Annotated in this window: 18 protein-coding genes; 13 read left to right on the top strand and 5 right to left on the bottom strand. The window is 69.0% G+C overall.

The features are described from left to right. The first annotated feature begins 5 nt into the window (after positions 1-5). The 6 genes from ACI8U3_RS07215 (at position 6) to ACI8U3_RS07190 (ending at position 6,342) form a co-directional block, all read left to right on the top strand. Positions 6-884, top strand: a complete 879-nt coding sequence (locus ACI8U3_RS07215) for a F0F1 ATP synthase subunit gamma (protein ID WP_415014190.1) — start codon at positions 6-8, stop codon at positions 882-884. Between the two features lie 37 nt (positions 885-921). Next, positions 922-2,475, top strand: coding sequence for a F0F1 ATP synthase subunit beta (gene atpD / locus ACI8U3_RS07210; protein ID WP_415014189.1), 1,554 nt, complete (start codon positions 922-924; stop codon positions 2,473-2,475). Between the two features lie 2 nt (positions 2,476-2,477). After that, positions 2,478-2,747 (top strand): ATP synthase F1 subunit epsilon, encoded by a 270-nt coding sequence (locus ACI8U3_RS07205; RefSeq protein ID WP_415014188.1) that lies wholly within the window; start codon positions 2,478-2,480, stop codon positions 2,745-2,747. A gap of 147 nt (positions 2,748-2,894) precedes the next feature. Beyond that, the gene (locus ACI8U3_RS07200; protein ID WP_415014187.1) at positions 2,895-5,060 is read left to right on the top strand and encodes a TonB-dependent receptor; all 2,166 of its coding nucleotides are present in this window, start codon (positions 2,895-2,897) and stop codon (positions 5,058-5,060) included. Beyond that, positions 4,970-6,154 carry a PepSY-associated TM helix domain-containing protein gene (locus ACI8U3_RS07195; protein WP_415014312.1) on the top strand — a complete coding sequence of 395 codons (1,185 nt, stop codon included), beginning with the start codon at positions 4,970-4,972 and terminating at the stop codon, positions 6,152-6,154. The genes ACI8U3_RS07200 and ACI8U3_RS07195 overlap by 91 nt, the downstream gene beginning before the upstream one ends. Further along, a complete protein-coding gene (locus ACI8U3_RS07190; RefSeq protein ID WP_415014186.1) occupies positions 6,151-6,342 on the top strand; it encodes a hypothetical protein in 192 nt (63 codons plus the stop codon). The genes ACI8U3_RS07195 and ACI8U3_RS07190 overlap by 4 nt, the downstream gene beginning before the upstream one ends. 22 nt (positions 6,343-6,364) lie before the next feature. Here the strand turns inward: ACI8U3_RS07190 and recR are convergent, their stop codons facing one another. Genes recR through ACI8U3_RS07165 form a run of 5 tightly spaced genes read right to left on the bottom strand, consistent with a single transcriptional unit; the run spans position 6,365 to position 8,861 of the window. Next, complete coding sequence (gene recR, locus ACI8U3_RS07185; protein WP_415014185.1) at positions 6,365-6,967, bottom strand: recombination mediator RecR; 603 nt, start codon at positions 6,965-6,967, stop codon at positions 6,365-6,367. A 5-nt stretch (positions 6,968-6,972) separates the two neighbouring features. Next, complete coding sequence (locus tag ACI8U3_RS07180) at positions 6,973-7,302, bottom strand: YbaB/EbfC family nucleoid-associated protein (RefSeq protein WP_415014184.1); 330 nt, start codon at positions 7,300-7,302, stop codon at positions 6,973-6,975. Between the two features lie 58 nt (positions 7,303-7,360). Next, on the bottom strand, positions 7,361-7,900 hold the full coding sequence (locus ACI8U3_RS07175) for a TadE/TadG family type IV pilus assembly protein (RefSeq protein ID WP_415014183.1): 540 nt from the start codon (positions 7,898-7,900) through the stop codon (positions 7,361-7,363). 8 nt (positions 7,901-7,908) lie between these two features. Continuing rightward, positions 7,909-8,436 carry a TadE/TadG family type IV pilus assembly protein gene (locus ACI8U3_RS07170; RefSeq protein WP_415014182.1) on the bottom strand — a complete coding sequence of 176 codons (528 nt, stop codon included), beginning with the start codon at positions 8,434-8,436 and terminating at the stop codon, positions 7,909-7,911. A gap of 20 nt (positions 8,437-8,456) precedes the next feature. Further along, positions 8,457-8,861 (bottom strand): pilus assembly protein N-terminal domain-containing protein, encoded by a 405-nt coding sequence (locus ACI8U3_RS07165; RefSeq protein WP_415014181.1) that lies wholly within the window; start codon positions 8,859-8,861, stop codon positions 8,457-8,459. 281 nt (positions 8,862-9,142) lie between these two features. On the opposite strand from ACI8U3_RS07165, the gene ACI8U3_RS07160 reads away from it, so the two are divergent. The 7 genes from ACI8U3_RS07160 (at position 9,143) to ACI8U3_RS07130 (ending at position 16,143) form a co-directional block, all read left to right on the top strand. Next, complete coding sequence (locus ACI8U3_RS07160) at positions 9,143-9,340, top strand: Flp family type IVb pilin (RefSeq protein ID WP_415014180.1); 198 nt, start codon at positions 9,143-9,145, stop codon at positions 9,338-9,340. A gap of 131 nt (positions 9,341-9,471) precedes the next feature. After that, positions 9,472-9,978 carry an A24 family peptidase gene (locus tag ACI8U3_RS07155; RefSeq protein WP_415014179.1) on the top strand — a complete coding sequence of 169 codons (507 nt, stop codon included), beginning with the start codon at positions 9,472-9,474 and terminating at the stop codon, positions 9,976-9,978. 99 nt (positions 9,979-10,077) lie between these two features. Beyond that, a complete protein-coding gene (gene cpaB, locus ACI8U3_RS07150; protein ID WP_415014178.1) occupies positions 10,078-10,995 on the top strand; it encodes a Flp pilus assembly protein CpaB in 918 nt (305 codons plus the stop codon). Then, positions 10,992-12,392: a type II and III secretion system protein family protein gene (locus ACI8U3_RS07145; RefSeq protein WP_415014177.1), complete on the top strand. Its 1,401-nt coding sequence runs from the start codon at positions 10,992-10,994 to the stop codon at positions 12,390-12,392. The genes cpaB and ACI8U3_RS07145 overlap by 4 nt, the downstream gene beginning before the upstream one ends. Positions 12,393-12,400: 8 nt before the next feature. Next, positions 12,401-13,066, top strand: coding sequence for a CpaD family pilus assembly protein (locus ACI8U3_RS07140; protein ID WP_415014176.1), 666 nt, complete (start codon positions 12,401-12,403; stop codon positions 13,064-13,066). A 14-nt stretch (positions 13,067-13,080) separates the two neighbouring features. Continuing rightward, a complete protein-coding gene (locus ACI8U3_RS07135; protein WP_415014175.1) occupies positions 13,081-14,514 on the top strand; it encodes an AAA family ATPase in 1,434 nt (477 codons plus the stop codon). Between the two features lie 135 nt (positions 14,515-14,649). Continuing rightward, positions 14,650-16,143 (top strand): CpaF family protein, encoded by a 1,494-nt coding sequence (locus ACI8U3_RS07130; protein WP_415014311.1) that lies wholly within the window; start codon positions 14,650-14,652, stop codon positions 16,141-16,143. The last annotated feature ends 3 nt before the right edge of the window (positions 16,144-16,146 follow it).

Genomic DNA, 16,146 nt, shown 5'->3' with positions numbered 1-16,146 from the left:
GCCGGATGGCCAGCCTCAAGGAAATGCGCAATCGGATCGGAAGCGTGAAAGCCACGCAGAAGATCACGAAAGCCATGCAGATGGTCGCCGCGGCCAAGCTGAAGCGTGCCCAGGACCAGGCCACGTCCGCCCGGCCCTATGCCGAAAAGATGGCCTCGGTCATCGCCAACCTGGCGCAGGGCGTTTCGGGCGACGATGCGCCGAAGCTGCTGGCCGGAACCGGCGCGGACCAGAAGCATCTGATCGTGGTGGCCACGGCGGACAAGGGTCTGGCCGGCGGCTTCTCCACCAATGTGGTCCGGGCCGCGCGCGAGCGCATCAAGGCCTTGATCGCAGAGGGCAAGGACGTCCGCATCATCGCGGTGGGCCGCAAGTCCCGCGACCAGCTGCGCCGGCTCTTCGCCGACCGCATCATCCAGACGTTCGAGCTTTCCGAGCACAAGACCGTGGGCCTGCACTCGGCCCAGCCCATCGCCGAGCTGATCGCCGATGAGTTCGAATCCGGCCGGGCCGACGTGGTCACCCTGTTCTACAGCCGCTTCCGCTCGGTGATCTCCCAGGTTCCCACCGCCAAGGGTCTTGTCCCCGCCGAGGTGGCCGCGGACGCCGAGCCGGTGGACCTGAACGGCGCGGTCTATGAATACGAGCCTTCCGAGGAGGAAATCCTGGAAACGCTCCTGCCGCGAAACATCACCACCCAGATCCTGGCCGCCCTCTACGAGAACCAAGCCGGCTTCTACGGCGCCCAGATGAGCGCCATGGACTCCGCCACCCGAAACGCGGGCGACCTGATCAACGCCCTGACCCTGCAGTACAACCGTTCCCGCCAGGCGCAGATCACCAAGGAGCTGATCGAGATCATCTCCGGCGCCGAAGCCCTCTGATCTGACGCAACACGATTTCCATACGGACAGCACCGATATGACCGACACCATCGCCCCCAAGAAGCCCGCCGCCCGCAAGCCCGCTGCGAAGAAGCCCGCTGTTGCGGCGAAGAAGGTCGCGCCCAAGGCCGCCGCCTCCGGCGCCACCGGCCGCATCGCCCAGGTCATCGGCGCCGTCGTGGACGTCGAGTTCGACGGCCACCTGCCGGCCATCCTGAACGCCCTGGAAACCCAGAACACCGACCAGAAGACGGGCGAGCCCTTCCGTCTCGTGCTGGAAGTGGCCCAGCACCTGGGACAGAACGTGGTCCGCACCATCGCTATGGACACCACCGAGGGCCTGACCCGCGGCCAGCCGGTGACCGACACCGGTTCGTCCATCATGACCCCCGTGGGCCCCGGCGCCCTGGGCCGCATCATGAACGTGGTGGGCGACCCCATCGACGAAGCCGGTCCGATCAAGACCGACATGTACCGCCCGATCCACCGCGAGGCCCCCAGCTTCGAGGAGCAGTCCACCAGCTCGGAAATCCTGGTCACCGGCATCAAGGTCATCGACCTGATGTGCCCCTACACCAAGGGCGGCAAGATCGGCCTGTTCGGCGGCGCCGGCGTGGGCAAGACCGTGACCATGCAGGAGCTGATCAACAACATCGCCAAGGCCTACGGCGGCTACTCCGTCCTGGCCGGCGTGGGTGAGCGCACCCGCGAGGGCAACGACCTGTATCACGAGATGATCGAGTCCAACGTGAACGTGGACCCGGCCAAGAACAACGGCTCCACCGAGGGCTCCAAGTGCGCCCTGGTCTATGGCCAGATGAACGAGCCTCCCGGCGCCCGCGCCCGCGTGGCCCTGACCGGCCTGGCCCAGGCCGAGTACTTCCGCGACGAGGAAGGCAAGGACGTTCTGCTGTTCGTGGACAACATCTTCCGCTTCACCCAGGCCGGCTCGGAAGTGTCGGCGCTGCTGGGCCGCATCCCCTCGGCCGTGGGCTATCAGCCCACCCTGGCCACCGAGATGGGCAATCTGCAGGAGCGCATCACCTCCACCAAGAAGGGCTCGATCACCTCGGTCCAGGCCATCTATGTGCCCGCCGACGACCTGACCGACCCGGCCCCCGCCGCCTCCTTCGCCCACCTGGATGCGACGACCGTGCTGAGCCGCGACATCGCCGCCCAGGCCATCTTCCCGGCCGTGGATCCGCTGGACTCCACCAGCCGGATCATGGACCCCCTGGTGATCGGCGAGGAGCACTACACCGTGGCCCGCCGGGTTCAGGAAGTGCTGCAGCAGTACAAGGGCCTGAAGGACATCATCGCCATCCTGGGCATGGATGAGCTGTCCGAAGAGGACAAGCTGGTCGTGGCCCGCGCCCGCAAGATCCAGCGCTTCCTGTCGCAGCCGTTCTTCGTGGCCGAGCAGTTCACCAACACCCCCGGCAAGTTCGTTGAGCTGGCCGACACCATCCGCAGCTTCAAGGCCATCGTGGACGGCGAATACGACCACCTGCCCGAGGCCGCCTTCTACATGGTCGGCGCCATCGAGGAAGCCGTCGAGAAGGCCGAGAAGCTGGCCGCGGAAGCCGCCTGATCATGGCCGGAAAGCTGAACTTCTCCCTCGTCTCGCCCGAACGCGAGGTCTTCTCCGGCCTGGTGGATCAGGTGGACGCGCCGGGCGTTGAGGGCGACTTCGGCGTCCTGCCCGCGCACGCGCCCTTCATGACCGCCCTGCGCGAAGGCCCGGTCACGGTGTTCGACGGTTCGGCCGTGCGCCGGTTCGAGGTCAAGGGCGGCTTCGCCGACGTCAACGCCGCCGGCCTGACCATCCTGGCCGAGGAAGCCGCCGAGGTCGCCGCCGTCTGAGGCGGACTTCAGACCTGACGATTCAGCCCCGTGCCGGTCGGCGCGGGGCTTTTTCGTGCGGCGCCGATTCGTCGCGGATGCGACCGGTTGCCAACGCCTCGCCACCTCTATATTGCGACGCATTCTTATTCTTACCGGAGCCTCCCCGTGTCCGTTCGTTCACCCGCCCGCCTGTCCGCCCTGTTGTCATCCGCCGCCCTGGTCGCCCTTGCGGGCGCGGCGCCGGCTCTGGCTCAGACCACCCCTGCGCAGGACGCTGACGCGACCGAGGTGGAGGAACTGGTCATCACCGGCTCGCAAGTGTCGGTTCCGCCTGCCTACGAGGGCGGACAGGTGGCCGCCGGCGGGCGCGTGGGCTTGTTCGGCGCCATGGACATCATGGACACGCCGTTCAACGTCACCAGCTACACCGAGGAACTGAGCCGCAACCAGCAGGCCCGCAGCGTGGCTGACGTGTTGCAGAACGACCCGGCCGTGCGCGTCTCCAAGGGCTTCGGCAATTTCCAGGAGTTGTACGTCATCCGGGGTTTCCCGGTGTACTCCGACGACATGACCTACAACGGCCTGTACGGCGTGCTGCCGCGCCAGTTCGTGGCCGCAGAGCTGCTTGAGCGGGTCGAGGTGCTGCACGGCGCCAGCGCCTTCCTGAACGGCGCCGCGCCCGGCGGCAGCGCCGTGGGCGGGGCCGTCAACCTGATGCCCAAGCGCGCCGGGTCCGAGCCCCTGAACCGGCTGACCGCCGGCTGGACCGGCGACGACGAAATCTACGGCGCCGCCGATCTGGCGCGCCGCTTCGGCGACGATAACGCCTATGGCCTGCGCCTGAACCTGGCGGGCCGCTCCGGACAGGGGGGCGTTGAGAACCAGAGCACCGACCTGCGCGTGATCGGCCTGGGTCTGGACCGGCGCGGCGACCGTGTGCGGTTCTCCGCCGACCTGGGCTGGCAGGACCACCACATCGACGCCCCGCGCCCGACCGTGACCCCGAACGGCGCCGTCCCGACGCCGCCGTCGGCCGATATGAATTTCGCCCAACCCTGGACCTACACCGACGAGCGTCAGCTGTTCGGCGCCGTGCGGGCCGAGTTCGACGTCACCGACCGCGTCAGCCTCTGGGCGGCCTTCGGCGGCCGCGACGGTCGCGAGGCCAATGTGCTGGCCAACCCGAACGCCGCGCCCGACGGAACCCTCAGCGCCTACCGCTTCGACAACGCGCGCGAAGACTCGGTCTGGTCCGGCGACGTCGGCCTGCGCGCCGAGCTGACCACCGGCGCCGTCGAGCACACGCTCGTCGCCTCAGCCGCCCATGTGGAGTCGGACTCGAAGAACGCCTACGCCTTCTCGAACTTCGCGGGATTCGCGGGCGACCTGTACAATCCCTTCCCCGTGACCGCGCCGACGCCCGACTTCTTCATCGGCGGCGACCTGGACGCTCCGCTGATCACCGAGTCGGTCAGCAACACCAGCTTCGCGATCGCCGACATGCTGTCCTTCCTGGACGACCGCATACTGGCCACGGTCGGCGCCCGCTATCAAGAGATCGAGACCCGCACCTTCGACTACAACACCGGCGCGCAGAACGGCGGCTACGAGGGCGACGCCGTTACGCCGGTCTTCGCTGTTGTCTGGCGCCCGACCCCGTCCGTTTCGCTCTACGCCAACTACGCCGAGGCCCTGCAGCCGGGCGCCACGGCCCCGGCCGTCAGCGGCGGCGTGCCCGTCACCAACGCCGGGGAGGTGCTGTCGCCCTTCCAGTCCGAACAGATGGAATTCGGCGTGAAGTATGACGGCGGCGCGTTCGGCGGGTCGCTCAGCGTCTTCAGCCTGACCCAACCGGTCGCCTTTGTTGAGAACAACATCTTCGGCGAGAACGGCGAGCAGGAGAACCGCGGCGTCGAGCTGAGCGTCTTCGGCGAACCCCTGCGTGGCCTGCGTCTGCTGGGCGGCGCCACCTGGCTGGACGCGGAAACCGACAGCGGAAACGCCCCCATCGGCGTGCCCGAGTTCCAGGCCACCCTGAACGCCGAGTGGGACGTGGCCGCCACGGGCCTCACGCTGGAGGGCCGCGTCGTCCACGTGGGCGAGCAGGCCGTCAACGCCGCCAACACCGTCGAGCTGGAAAACTGGACCCGCTTTGACGCCGGCGTGCGCTACGCCTTCGAGGCGGGGGACAAGCCGGTCACCCTGCGCGCGCGGGTGGAGAACGTCGCGGACGAGGACCACTGGGTCGCCGTCGGCGGCTTCCCCGGCGCCAACTACCTGACCCTCGGCGCCCCCCGCACCCTGCGCCTGTCCATCTCCACGGACTTCTAGGGCCCATGAAGACGGCCACGATCCGCGCCTGGTCGTGGGTTCACTCCTGGTCCAGCCTGGTCGCCACAGCCTTCCTGCTGATGCTGTGCGTGACCGGGCTGCCGCTCGTCTTCACCCATGAGATCGAGGAGGTGCTTCTCGATCATCAGTGGACCCCCGCCAACGCCGAGGGCCCGCTGCTGTCCCTCGATCAGGTGCTTGAGACGGCGCTGGCCCGCCACCCCGGCGACGTCCCGGCCTTCATGAGCTTCGATGTGGACCGCCCCGTGGTCAACGTCACCAGCCGCGCGCCGGACGCCCCCGCCGGCGCATACAATTTCCAGCCCATCGACCAGACCAGCGGCGCCCCCGCGCCCCCGGTGGCCGGCCATCCGGTGATGGAGTTCCTGCTCCAGCTGCACACCGACATGTTCCTGGGCCTGCCCGGCATGCTGTTCCTGGGCGTCATGGGGCTGATGCTGGTCGCGGCGGTGGTGTCCGGCGTCGTGCTCTACGCCCCCTTCATGCGGCGCCTGCCGTTCGGCACGGTGCGCACCCAGCGCTCCGCCCGCACCCGCTGGCTGGACTGGCACAATCTGCTGGGCGTGGTGACGGTGGCCTGGGTGCTGGTGGTGGGCGTCACCGGGGTGGTCAACACCCTGGCGGTCCCCATCATCGCCTACTGGAAGGACACCGCCCTGGCCGATCTGACGGCGCAGTACGACGCCCCCGTCGCCCTGACCGAGCGCGCCTCCCTCGACGCCGCCGTAGAGCGCGCCAGACAGGCCCTGCCCGGCATGACGCTTCAGTTCGTGGCCTTCCCCGGCTCGGACTATTCCACCGACAACCACTATGCGGTGTTCTTCCACGGCGACACGCCGGTCACGACGCACCTGATAACGCCCGCCCTGATCGACGCCCGCACCGGCGAGCTGGCCGCCGTGGCCCCCATGCCCTGGTATGTGAAGACCCTGTCCCTGTCCCAGCCCCTGCACTTCGGCGACTACGGCGGGCTGGCCCTCAAGATCCTGTGGGCGATCCTGGACGTGATCACCATCATCATCCTGGGCTCGGGCCTGTATCTGTGGGTCGCGCGTCGGAGGAAGCGGGCGTGAGTCGCAAGGACCAGTCCCTGACCACCATCTTCGCCGCCCCGCTGCTGCTGGCGGCTCTCAGCCTGACCGGCCTGATCGGCGCCCTGCTGGCCGACGGCGCCTGGGACTGGATCGGCGCGGCCCTACTGGCGACGCCCGTCGTGGCCGTCGGGTGGGCCCGGTTCAAGCGTGTGAAGCGCGGCGTCTGAACAGGATCAAGGCGGCGACGGATCAGGCCGGGCGGCGCTGGCGCATGGCCTGGACTATGGTGCCGTCGTCCAGCCAGTCCAGCTCGCCGCCCACGGGCACGCCGCGCGCCAGGCTGGTGATCTGAACCTCTGTCCCGGAAAGCCGGTCGGCCAGATAGTGGGCGGTGGTCTGGCCGTCGACGGTGGCGGGCAGGGCCAGCACCACCTCCTTGACCGCGCCCTCGCGGGCCCGTCCGATCAGTTCATTGATGCGCAGGGCCTCGGGGCCGACCCCGTCCAGCGCCGACAGCAGACCGCCCAGCACATGATACTTGCCGCGAAAGGCGCCCGACCGCTCCATGGCCCACAGGGCGCCGGCCTCCTCCACCACGCAGATCAGGCCGCCGTCGCGGGACGTGTCGGCGCAGATGGAGCAGGGATCCCGGGTGTCCGGCGCGCCGCATACGGAGCAGGACCGCACCTTGGCCGCCGTCTCCGCCAGCGACGCCGCCAGCGGCTCCAGAAGTTGTTCGCGCCGTTTCAGCAGGGCCAGCGCCGCGCGGCGGGCCGAGCGCGGCCCCATGCCGGGCAGCTTGGCCAGCAGGCCGATCAGGCGCTCGATCTCGGGTCCGGCGGACGCGGCCATTCAGATCAGAACAGCTTGGGCATGCCAGGGATGTTCATGCCCGCCATGGGACCGGCGGCCTCCCGCATCAGCTCGGCGTTTACGGCATCCAGCTTGCGCTTGGCGTCGGCGTGGGCGGCCACGATCAGGTCGGCCAGGATCTCGCCCTCGCCGGGCGCCATCAGGCTGTCGTCGATGGTGATGCGTGTAATCTCGCCCGGCCCCTTCAGGGCCACGGTGACCAGACCGCCGCCCGAGGTGCCCTCCGCCGAGGAGTCCGCCATCCTGGCCTGGGCGTCCTGCAGCTTCTGCTGCATGGCCTGGGCCTGCTTCATGAGTTCGTTGAGGTCTTTCATGCCGCCTATCTAATCGCGCCGGGCGGTCGATGACAGAGGGTTCCGCGCGGATTCCGGATCAGCAGTCCGCGCAGACCACCTGCTCCACCTTGCGGGGCCGCAGATAGTAGGTGTGCGAGAACCGGGTCATCTCGGGCAGCAGATCGGCGAAGGGCGATTCATAGTCGTAGGTGATCTCGGTCATGACCACGCTCTCCCCCACAGCGATCAGGCCGTCGGGGATGGTCACCTCGTCGCCCGGCGCGCGCGCCGTCATGCCCTGCCCCAGCGACCAGTCCACCTCCACCGAGCCGTCTTCCTGGCGGGTGACGGCGGTGGCGCGCTGGCTGAGCAGCTCGGCGTTGAACGGGCGCATCATCAGGTCGCCCACCTCGAACACGTCCGACACGTCCGCGCGAGTGACGGTCTCGTTCTGGGTGACCAGATCCGCCACAGCCGCTGCGGTGCGGCCCATGCGCTTCTGGGCCATAAAGGCCTGACAGAACTCGGCCAGGCCGAAATAGAACACGATGATGACCGGCGCGATCAGGGCGAACTCCACCGCCGACACGCCTCGACGGTCGCCTCTCAACCGGGTCAGCAGGCCCTTGTGATGCATGTCCCGACTCATGATCCGAAGGGCTCGTTGCGGAAGGCGGTGGTGGCGTTCAGGACGCGCTGGCCCGCGACCCTTTCGGCGCCCTGGTTGACCAGCGGGGTGAACAGGGGCTGGGGATACCAGGCGCTGACCAGGATGATGTCGCCCGGTCCGCCCATGGCGAACAGCAGGCCGGCCTCGGACAGCTCGCCCTCGTCGTCCACAGGATCAGGCGGCGTCTGGCCGGTGAAACGGGGCAGAACCCGCACATCCACCAGCAGACGGTCGCCGCAGCGGTCCTGGAACACCCCCATGCGGGAACAGACCTCTTCCCTGAATTCGGCGGCGCCCATGGATCGTTCGTGGGCCTGGCCGGTGCGGACCAGCCGGCCCGTCTGGCTGACGGCGCTTTCCAGGGTCACGTCCATCATGAACAGCACGCCCAGCTCGATCAGGGCGAACATCATGAACAGGAACGGGGCGGCCACGAAGGCGAACTCGATGGCGGTCGCGCCGTCCTGGTCACGTCGGAATCGTTTCAGCAGCCGCCGGGCCATCGGTTCCCCTCCGCCCACGCTCAGGGGGCGCCGTCGGGGTCAGGCGTCTGGCGCGGACTGGGCGCGCAGCTGGCGCCGCAGGCCATGTCCACAGACTGACCGCCCCGCCAGACACGCACATGGCCTGCGGCCGGCGAGGTCACATTGACCACGGTCTGGAACAGGGTTCGACCGATGGCGTCCACCACCACCAGTTCGGTGGAGCCGAAACCCCGGCCGGTGATGAACAGGGTGGAGGCGTCCACCACGGTGACATCGGCCACGTCCGGATTGGCCACGATCACGGACGAGGCCGCGCCGCGCAGCTGGATCCGCTGCACCCGGTCGATCTCCACATCCAGCGAGCGGCTCTGGGCGACGGCGGCCAGGGGCGCTGCGGCGGTCAGGGTAATGGCGACGGCGAGAACGGACGCGAGGCGGCGCATGGCGGGTCTCATCGAAAGGCGCGCGGGGCGCGCGCGAGGCCGCACACTGCGGGAAACCCCTCAACAAATCCTGAAAGAGCGCAGCGCAGCCCCAAGCCTCGGTTAACAGCGATTAATCATGAATACTCGCTAACGATGAATATCGCCAAGATCGTCCATCCGTTTTACTTGCCATTAAGTAGGGGCGCCCCATGGTCGCGAACGTAAACGGGGGTCTGGCGGGCAATCCGGCGGCCCTGATCCGAAACTTTTGCTCGCCTGGATAAACAAGGAAGATTCACATGAAGACGTTCATCAACAAGTTCGCCAAGGACGAATCCGGCGCCACGGCCATCGAGTATGGTCTGATCGCCGCGCTCATCGCCGTGGTCATCATCGGCGCCCTTCAGCTGCTGGGCGGCAACATGTCCACCGCGTTCACCTCGGTGGCCAATGCGGTCGGCGGCGGCGGCGGCGGTGAAGGCGGCGGCGAAGGCTAAGCCAGCCGTCTCAACGCAGACGAAACCGGAGGGCCGCGGCGGAAACGCCGCGGCCCTTTCGCTTTGTCTACGCCGCAAAGGCGGCCTTAACCTGCGCAGGCTAGACCGTGGCCCCAGATCAGGGGGCCCCAATGACCATCGCGCTCTTCATTCTTCTGGCCGCGCCGCCCGTGGTGGCGGTGATGGCGGCGGTGCGCGACCTGACCACCATGACCATTCCCAACTGGATGTCGCTGGTGCTGGCGGCCCTGTTCCTTCCGGCGGCGCTGGTGGCGGGTCTGGAGTGGCTTTCGATCCTGACCCATCTGGGCATCGGGGCTGCGGCCCTGGCGATAGGCATCGGCCTGTTCGCCCTGAGAGTTCTGGGCGGCGGCGACGCCAAGCTGCTGGCGGCCCTCAGTCTCTGGATGGGGTTGGAAGGCTCAGCGATTTTCGTGCTGTGGACCGGCGTCATCGGCGGCTTGTTCAGCCTGGCGCTGATTCTGGCCCGCGCGCGGTTCGCAGCCTGGGCGCCCGCCGCGCCCGGCTGGGTGGGTCGGCTGCTGGCCCCGGGCGGCGACATTCCCTACGGCGTCGCCATCGCCGCCGGCGCGCTTCTGGCCTGGCCCCACAGCACCCTGATGACGACCGCCTTCTGAATCCGGCGCTTAGGGACGCGTTAACCCGCGCCGGGCATGTTCGTTAACGACTGGGGGCTCGGAATCCGATTCCGCACGCCCCGTTCGGAGACGGCCAGGATGAAACCCGCCCGCATCGTCGTGATCTGCGTCGCCGCCGTGGCCGCCATCGGCCTGGCCCTGGTCGTGCGCGCCATGGGCAGCCGCGACGGCGAACCCGCCACCGTGGCCTCCGCCGCTGTGGAGGCGCCGCGCATGGCCCGGGTGCTGGTCGCCGCCCGCGACCTTCAACCGGGCAAGCGGCTGGAATCGGCCGACATGGAATGGAAGGACTGGCCCCTGGACGGCCTGAACCCAACCTACATCACCGACGGATCCGTACCGCTGCCCGCTGCCGAGGCCGAGGACGCCGCTGAAACCCCCGAGAATCAGGTCGAGGGCGCCGTCGAAGGCGCCGCCCGCGTGGTCGAGCGCGTGGCCGGAACCGGCGCCCAGGCCGACTATGTGGGCGCCGTGGTGCGCGAGCCGTTCGTGGCCGGCGAGCCCATCGTGGTGCGCAAGATCGTGCGCGCTGGCGACAGTGGCTTCCTGGCCGCCTATCTGGAGCCCGGCATGCGGGCCATGGCCATCCGGGTCTCGGTGGAGACGGCGGCGGGCGGGTTCATCCTGCCGGGCGACCGGGTCGATGTGGTGATGACCCGCGAACTCGACAGAAACAGTTCCGCTCCCGACTCCGCCGGGCGCCGGCACGTGGCCAGCACGGTCATGCAGAACGTCAAGGTCCTCGCCATCGACCAGACCACCCAGGCAGGCGAGGATCAGGCTGTGGTGGGCGCCACCGCCACCCTCGAGGTCACCCCCGGCGACGCCGAGGTGCTGACCCTGGCGCGGGCGGAAGGCGATCTTTCGCTGATGCTTCGCTCCTACGCCGACTCCGCCGGCCCGTCCGGCCGCACGGGGCGTCTGGGCGCCGGCGCGGACTCCCACGCGGTGCGGGTGCATCGCGGCGATCAGGTGGAAGTGGTGGTGGTCCAATGAGAACCCTGCTCGCCTTTTCCGCCGCCCTCGCCCTGGCCGTGGCCCCCATCGCCTCCGCTCCGGCCGAGGCCCAGTCCACCATCCGCGTGGCGGTGGGCGGCGAGAGCCAGTCCCTGAACCTGCCGCGCGGACGTTCGGCGGCCATCGACCTGCCGGTGGATGCGCGCGACGTCATCGTCTCCAATCCGGCGGTGGCCGAGGCCATGCTGCATTCGCCCCGCCGCATCACCATCATCGGCGTGGCCCCGGGTGAAACCGACGCGGTGTTCCTGGACGCCTCGGGCCGCTCGATCCTGAACCTCAGCGTTCGCGTGGACGCCGGGGTCGGCGCTCTGACCGACACACTCAATCGCCTTCTGCCCGGCACGAGCATTTCGGTCGAGGCGGTGAATGAAAGCATCATCCTGACCGGCAGTGCGGCTACGCCGTCCGAGGCCGAACAGGCTGTCCAGATCGCCCGACAGTTCGTCAGCGAGCCGGAGCGGGTCATCAGCATGATCGGCGTGACCGGCGCCGATCAGGTGACACTGCGCGCCCGCGTCGTCGAGGTTCAGCGCAGTTCGGTGCGCCAGCTCGGTCTGGACCTGAATGCCCTGGTGGCCAGCGCCGGCGACACCTTCACCTTCGAGCAGACCGCCACCTACGGCGTCAGCGGCGCTATCCTGGGCGGCGGCGCCATCGGGTTCGAGGACACGGGCCCCGAAAGCATGGCCGCCACCCTGCGCGCCTTCGAGCGGGTGGGCCTGATCCGCACCCTGGCCGAGCCGAACCTGACGTCCATCAACGGCGAGAACGCCAGCTTCCTGGCGGGCGGCGAGTTCCCCGTGCCCGTGGGACGCGACCAGCAGGGCAACATCCTGACCGAGTACAAGCCCTACGGCGTGGCTCTGTCCTTCCGTCCGATTGTGCTGTCGGGCGGCCGTATTTCGCTGCAGATCTCCACCGAAGTGTCCGAACTGACCAGCCAGGGCGCCCTGACCCTGGGGGCCGGCACGCCCAACGCAATCACCCTGCCCGGCCTGAACGTGCGCCGCGCCCAGACCACGGTGGAGCTGCCGTCGGGCGGGGCCATGATGATCGCGGGCCTTCTACAGGAATCCACCCGCCAGAATCTGGACGCCCTGCCAGGCGTCACCAACCTGCCGGTGCTGGGGGCCCTGTTCCGATCGCGCGACTATCTGATGGGCGAGACCGAGCTGGTCATCATCATCGAGCCGTTCATCGTCTCGCCGACCGACCGCGACCGGATGCAGACGCCCGCCGACGGCCTGCAGATCGCCGGCGACGCCGAGTCCATCTTCTTCGGTCAGCTGAACCGCGCCTATGGCACCCCCGCCCCGTCCCCCGGTTCGCCCTCCACCGGCTGGCAGGGTCCGGTGGGCTATGTGATCGAGTGAGGACGCCCATGACCCGCGCCCGCCCCCTTCTCATGATCGCCCTGGCCTCGGCCGTGCTGTCGGCCTGCGCCTCGGCGCCCGCCGCACCTGTTCCGCTGACGCCCCTGTCGCGCTGGAGCCTGCAGGTTGAGGAAGGCGTCGACCGCATCGCCCTGGCGGTGCACGAGACCGGCCTGTCGCCCAATCAGCGCGCGGCCCTGTCCGCCCTCGCCGGTCGCTTCGCCCATACGGGCGGCGACGTGATCGTGGTGCAGACCCCCGCCGGAAACGACCCCGTGGCGGCCGAGGCCGCCTGGGGGGCGCGCGCTGCTCTTCAGGAGACCGGCGTCCCGGCCGAGCGCATCCGGGTCGAGTCCTACCACGCGCCCGATCCGCGCGCGCCGGTGCTGGCCGGCTTCACGACGGTCCAGGCCCATGTGCCCCGTTGCGGCGCGGCCAGCGACAATCTGGCCCGGGTCGGACCCGGCCAGACGCCGTCCAACTTCGGCTGCGCCGTCAACGCCAATCTGGCGGCCCAGATCGCCGACCCGCGCGACATCGTCGCCCCGCGCCCCATGACCCCGGCCGACGCCGGGCGCCGGGCCGTGGTGTTCGACAACTACCGCGCCGGCCAGCCGACCTCGGCGCCCCAGGAAGAGCTGGTCAGAAGCCGTGTCTCGCAGGCGGTGGACTAGGAGCGGCTGACCCCATGAACAACGCCTTCGCGCCCCAGCCCTTCGAATCGTTCGAGGACGATCTGGACCTGGATCTGGGTCCGCCGCCTTCCGGCGCCGACGCGCCCGATCATCAGCCGCTTCAGTTCACCCCCGCCCAGCCGACCGCGTCCCAGGCCCCCCAGCCGCCGGCGCCTTTCAATCCGGTGGGCGAACTGGTCGCCGGCGCGGCCGAAGCCTTCTCGCCTCCGGCGCAGACGGTCGATGTCTCGGTCCCGCGCATCGCCATCCACATCTTCGCGGAACGTCAGGACACCCTGGCCGCCGCCGAGCGCGCCGGTCAGGACCGCCGTCTGGCCCGCGCCACCACCCAGGTGCGCCTGGGCGGTGTCGCCGCCGCTGTCGAGACATACGCCCACGAACCCACCCCGCCCCTGATCGTGGTGGAGTGCCTCGCCGGGGCCCATGAACTGCTGAACGAGATCGACCAGCTGGCCCAGGTCTGCGACCAGGGCACCAAGGTGGTCATCATCGGCCCCACCAACGACATCCTGCTTTACCGCGAGCTGATGCGGCGCGGGGTCAGCGAATATCTGGTGGCGCCGATCCAGCCTCTGCAGCTGATCGCCGCCATCGGCGGCCTGTTCAACGACCCGGCCCAGCCCTTCGTGGGTCGGTCCATCGCCTTCGTCGGCGCGCGGGGCGGAACCGGCGCGTCGACGGTGGCGCACAACACAGCCTGGGCCATGTCCGAGCGGATCGGGGCCAATACGGTGATCGTCGATTACGACCTGCCGTTCGGCACCGCCGGGCTGGACTTCAATCAGGACCCGCTGAACGGCGTGGCCGACGCCCTGAACCAGCCCGAGCGGCTGGACCAGACCCTGATGGACCGGATGATGGTGCGCTGCACCGACCGGCTCAGCCTGTTCGCCGCGCCCGCGACCCTGGACACCGACTGGGACATCGCGCCCGAGGCCTTCGAGGAGGTCACCACCCGCATCCGCCAGAGCGCGCCCTTCGTGGTGCTGGACCTGCCCCACCAGTGGAACGGCTGGGTGCGGCGCAGCCTGATCGCCGCCGACGAGGTGGTGGTGGTGGCCACGCCGGACCTGGCGTCCCTGCGCAACGCCAAGAACATGATGGATCTGATCCGCCAGGGCCGCCCTAATGACGCGCCGCCCCGGCTGGTGCTGAACCAGGTGGGCGTTCCGGGCCGCCCGGAAATCCCCGCCAAGGATTTCGGCGCCGCGCTGGGCGTGCACCCCAGCCTGACCATCCCGTTCGAACCCAAGGTGTTCGGCGCCGCCGCCAACAACGGCCAGATGATCCTTGAGGCGGCGGGCAAGTCCAAGGCGGCCGAGAGCTTCCAGACCCTGGCGCAGATCGTCTCGCGCCGGGAAATCGCGGCCCTGCCCGCCAGCAAGACCAAGGGCGGCTCGCTCTTCGGCAAGCTGTTCAAGCGCTAGGTGTTCGGCAAGCGCACAGCCCAGGCCGGACAGACCGCGGCGCCCATGCGCCCGGCGCCCCAGTCCGCGCCCCAGTCCGCGTCAAGGCTTCAGCCGGACGCCCTGGCGCCCGATGATCTGGACGACTTCGATGACATGCCCCAGCCCGGCCAGGGGCGTCAGGCCAAGCCCTATGTGTCGCCGCCGCTGGGTGACGAGCCCGCGCCCGACCGGCTGGAGGCTCTGGCCACGGCGCCGAAGCCGTCCGCCGCGCCCAATCCCTCGGGCCCTCGTCCTTCCGGCACAGGCCCGCGCCAGACCACCGGCTTCGAACAGCTGAAGAAGGCCCAGGCGGTCGCCGAGATCGTCCGCGAGCAGTCCGATTATTATCACGCCACGAAGACCACCATCTTCAACGCGCTGATGAACACCATCGACCTGGCCCAGCTGGCCCAGCTGGACACCAAGGCCGCGTCCGAGGAAATCCGCGACATCGTCGCCGAACTGGTGGCGATCAAGAACGTCTCCATGTCCGTGGCCGAGCAGGAGCATCTGGTCCAGGACATCGTCAACGACGTCCTCGGCTATGGTCCGCTGGAACCGCTGCTGGCCCGCGACGACATCGCCGACATCATGGTCAACGGCGCCGGCCGGGTCTTCATCGAGGTGGGCGGCAAGGTTCAGCTGACCAATGTCCGCTTCCGCGACAACGCCCAGTTGATGAACATCTGCCAGCGGATCGTGTCGCAGGTCGGCCGCCGGGTCGACGAGAGCTCGCCCATCTGCGACGCCCGCCTGCCGGACGGATCCCGCGTCAACGTCATCGCGCCGCCGCTGGCCATCGACGGTCCGACCCTGACCATCCGGAAGTTCAAGAAAGACAAGCTGACCATGAAGAATCTGGTGGAGTACGCCTCCATCAGTCCCGAAGGGGCGCGGGTTCTCGGCGTCATCGGCGCGTCGCGCTGCAATCTGGTCATTTCGGGCGGCACCGGCTCGGGCAAGACGACCCTTCTGAACACCCTGACCGCCTTCATCGACCCCACCGAGCGGGTGGTGACCTGTGAGGACGCGGCCGAACTTCAGCTTCAGCAGCCCCACGTGGTCCGCCTCGAGACCCGCCCGCCGAATCTGGAGGGCCAGGGCCAGATCACCATGCGCGATCTGGTCAAGAACTGCCTGCGCATGCGTCCTGAGCGGATCATCGTCGGCGAGGTGCGCGGACCGGAGGCCTTCGACCTGCTTCAGGCCATGAACACCGGCCACGACGGCTCCATGGGCACCCTGCACGCCAACAGCCCCCGCGAAGCCATCAGCCGTATGGAGTCCATGATCACCATGGGCGGCTACGGCCTGCCGTCCAAGACCATCCGCGAGATGATCGTCGGCTCCATCGACGTGATCGTCCAGGCCGCCCGCCTGCGCGACGGCTCGCGCCGCATCACCCACATCACCGAGGTGGTCGGGCTGGAAGGCGACGTGATCGTGACCCAGGACCTGTTCGTCTACGAAATCACCGGCGAGGACGAGAACGGCCGCGTGATCGGGCGTCACCGCTCCACCGGCATCGCCCGGCCCCGGTTCTGGGACCGCGCCCGCTACTACGGGCTGGAGCGCGAGCTGGCCGAAGCCCTGGACGCGGCGGAATAGGCC

The organism is Brevundimonas sp. (genome assembly GCF_047617075.1).
Lineage (GTDB): Bacteria > Pseudomonadota > Alphaproteobacteria > Caulobacterales > Caulobacteraceae > Brevundimonas.
The sequence above is the reverse complement of the archived record's forward strand: the minus strand, read 5'-3'. Positions and strand labels throughout refer to the sequence as shown.

Bases quoted from the DNA above. Each gene is read 5' to 3' on its own strand.
- ACI8U3_RS07160 (WP_415014180.1), top strand. From the start codon at position 9,143: ATGAAGACGTTCATCAACAAGTTCGCCAAGGACGAATCCGGCGCCACG.
- ACI8U3_RS07135 (WP_415014175.1), top strand. From the start codon at position 13,081: ATGAACAACGCCTTCGCGCCCCAGCCCTTCGAATCGTTCGAGGACGAT.
- ACI8U3_RS07130 (WP_415014311.1), top strand. From the start codon at position 14,650: ATGCCCCAGCCCGGCCAGGGGCGTCAGGCCAAGCCCTATGTGTCGCCG.
- ACI8U3_RS07215 (WP_415014190.1), top strand. From the start codon at position 6: ATGGCCAGCCTCAAGGAAATGCGCAATCGGATCGGAAGCGTGAAAGCC.
- ACI8U3_RS07165 (WP_415014181.1), bottom strand. From the start codon at position 8,861: ATGCGCCGCCTCGCGTCCGTTCTCGCCGTCGCCATTACCCTGACCGCC.
- ACI8U3_RS07180 (WP_415014184.1), bottom strand. From the start codon at position 7,302: ATGAAAGACCTCAACGAACTCATGAAGCAGGCCCAGGCCATGCAGCAG.
- cpaB (WP_415014178.1), top strand. From the start codon at position 10,078: ATGAAACCCGCCCGCATCGTCGTGATCTGCGTCGCCGCCGTGGCCGCC.
- ACI8U3_RS07170 (WP_415014182.1), bottom strand. From the start codon at position 8,436: ATGGCCCGGCGGCTGCTGAAACGATTCCGACGTGACCAGGACGGCGCG.
- ACI8U3_RS07175 (WP_415014183.1), bottom strand. From the start codon at position 7,900: ATGCATCACAAGGGCCTGCTGACCCGGTTGAGAGGCGACCGTCGAGGC.
- atpD (WP_415014189.1), top strand. From the start codon at position 922: ATGACCGACACCATCGCCCCCAAGAAGCCCGCCGCCCGCAAGCCCGCT.
- ACI8U3_RS07145 (WP_415014177.1), top strand. From the start codon at position 10,992: ATGAGAACCCTGCTCGCCTTTTCCGCCGCCCTCGCCCTGGCCGTGGCC.
- ACI8U3_RS07205 (WP_415014188.1), top strand. From the start codon at position 2,478: ATGGCCGGAAAGCTGAACTTCTCCCTCGTCTCGCCCGAACGCGAGGTC.
- ACI8U3_RS07155 (WP_415014179.1), top strand. From the start codon at position 9,472: ATGACCATCGCGCTCTTCATTCTTCTGGCCGCGCCGCCCGTGGTGGCG.
- ACI8U3_RS07140 (WP_415014176.1), top strand. From the start codon at position 12,401: ATGACCCGCGCCCGCCCCCTTCTCATGATCGCCCTGGCCTCGGCCGTG.
- recR (WP_415014185.1), bottom strand. From the start codon at position 6,967: ATGGCCGCGTCCGCCGGACCCGAGATCGAGCGCCTGATCGGCCTGCTG.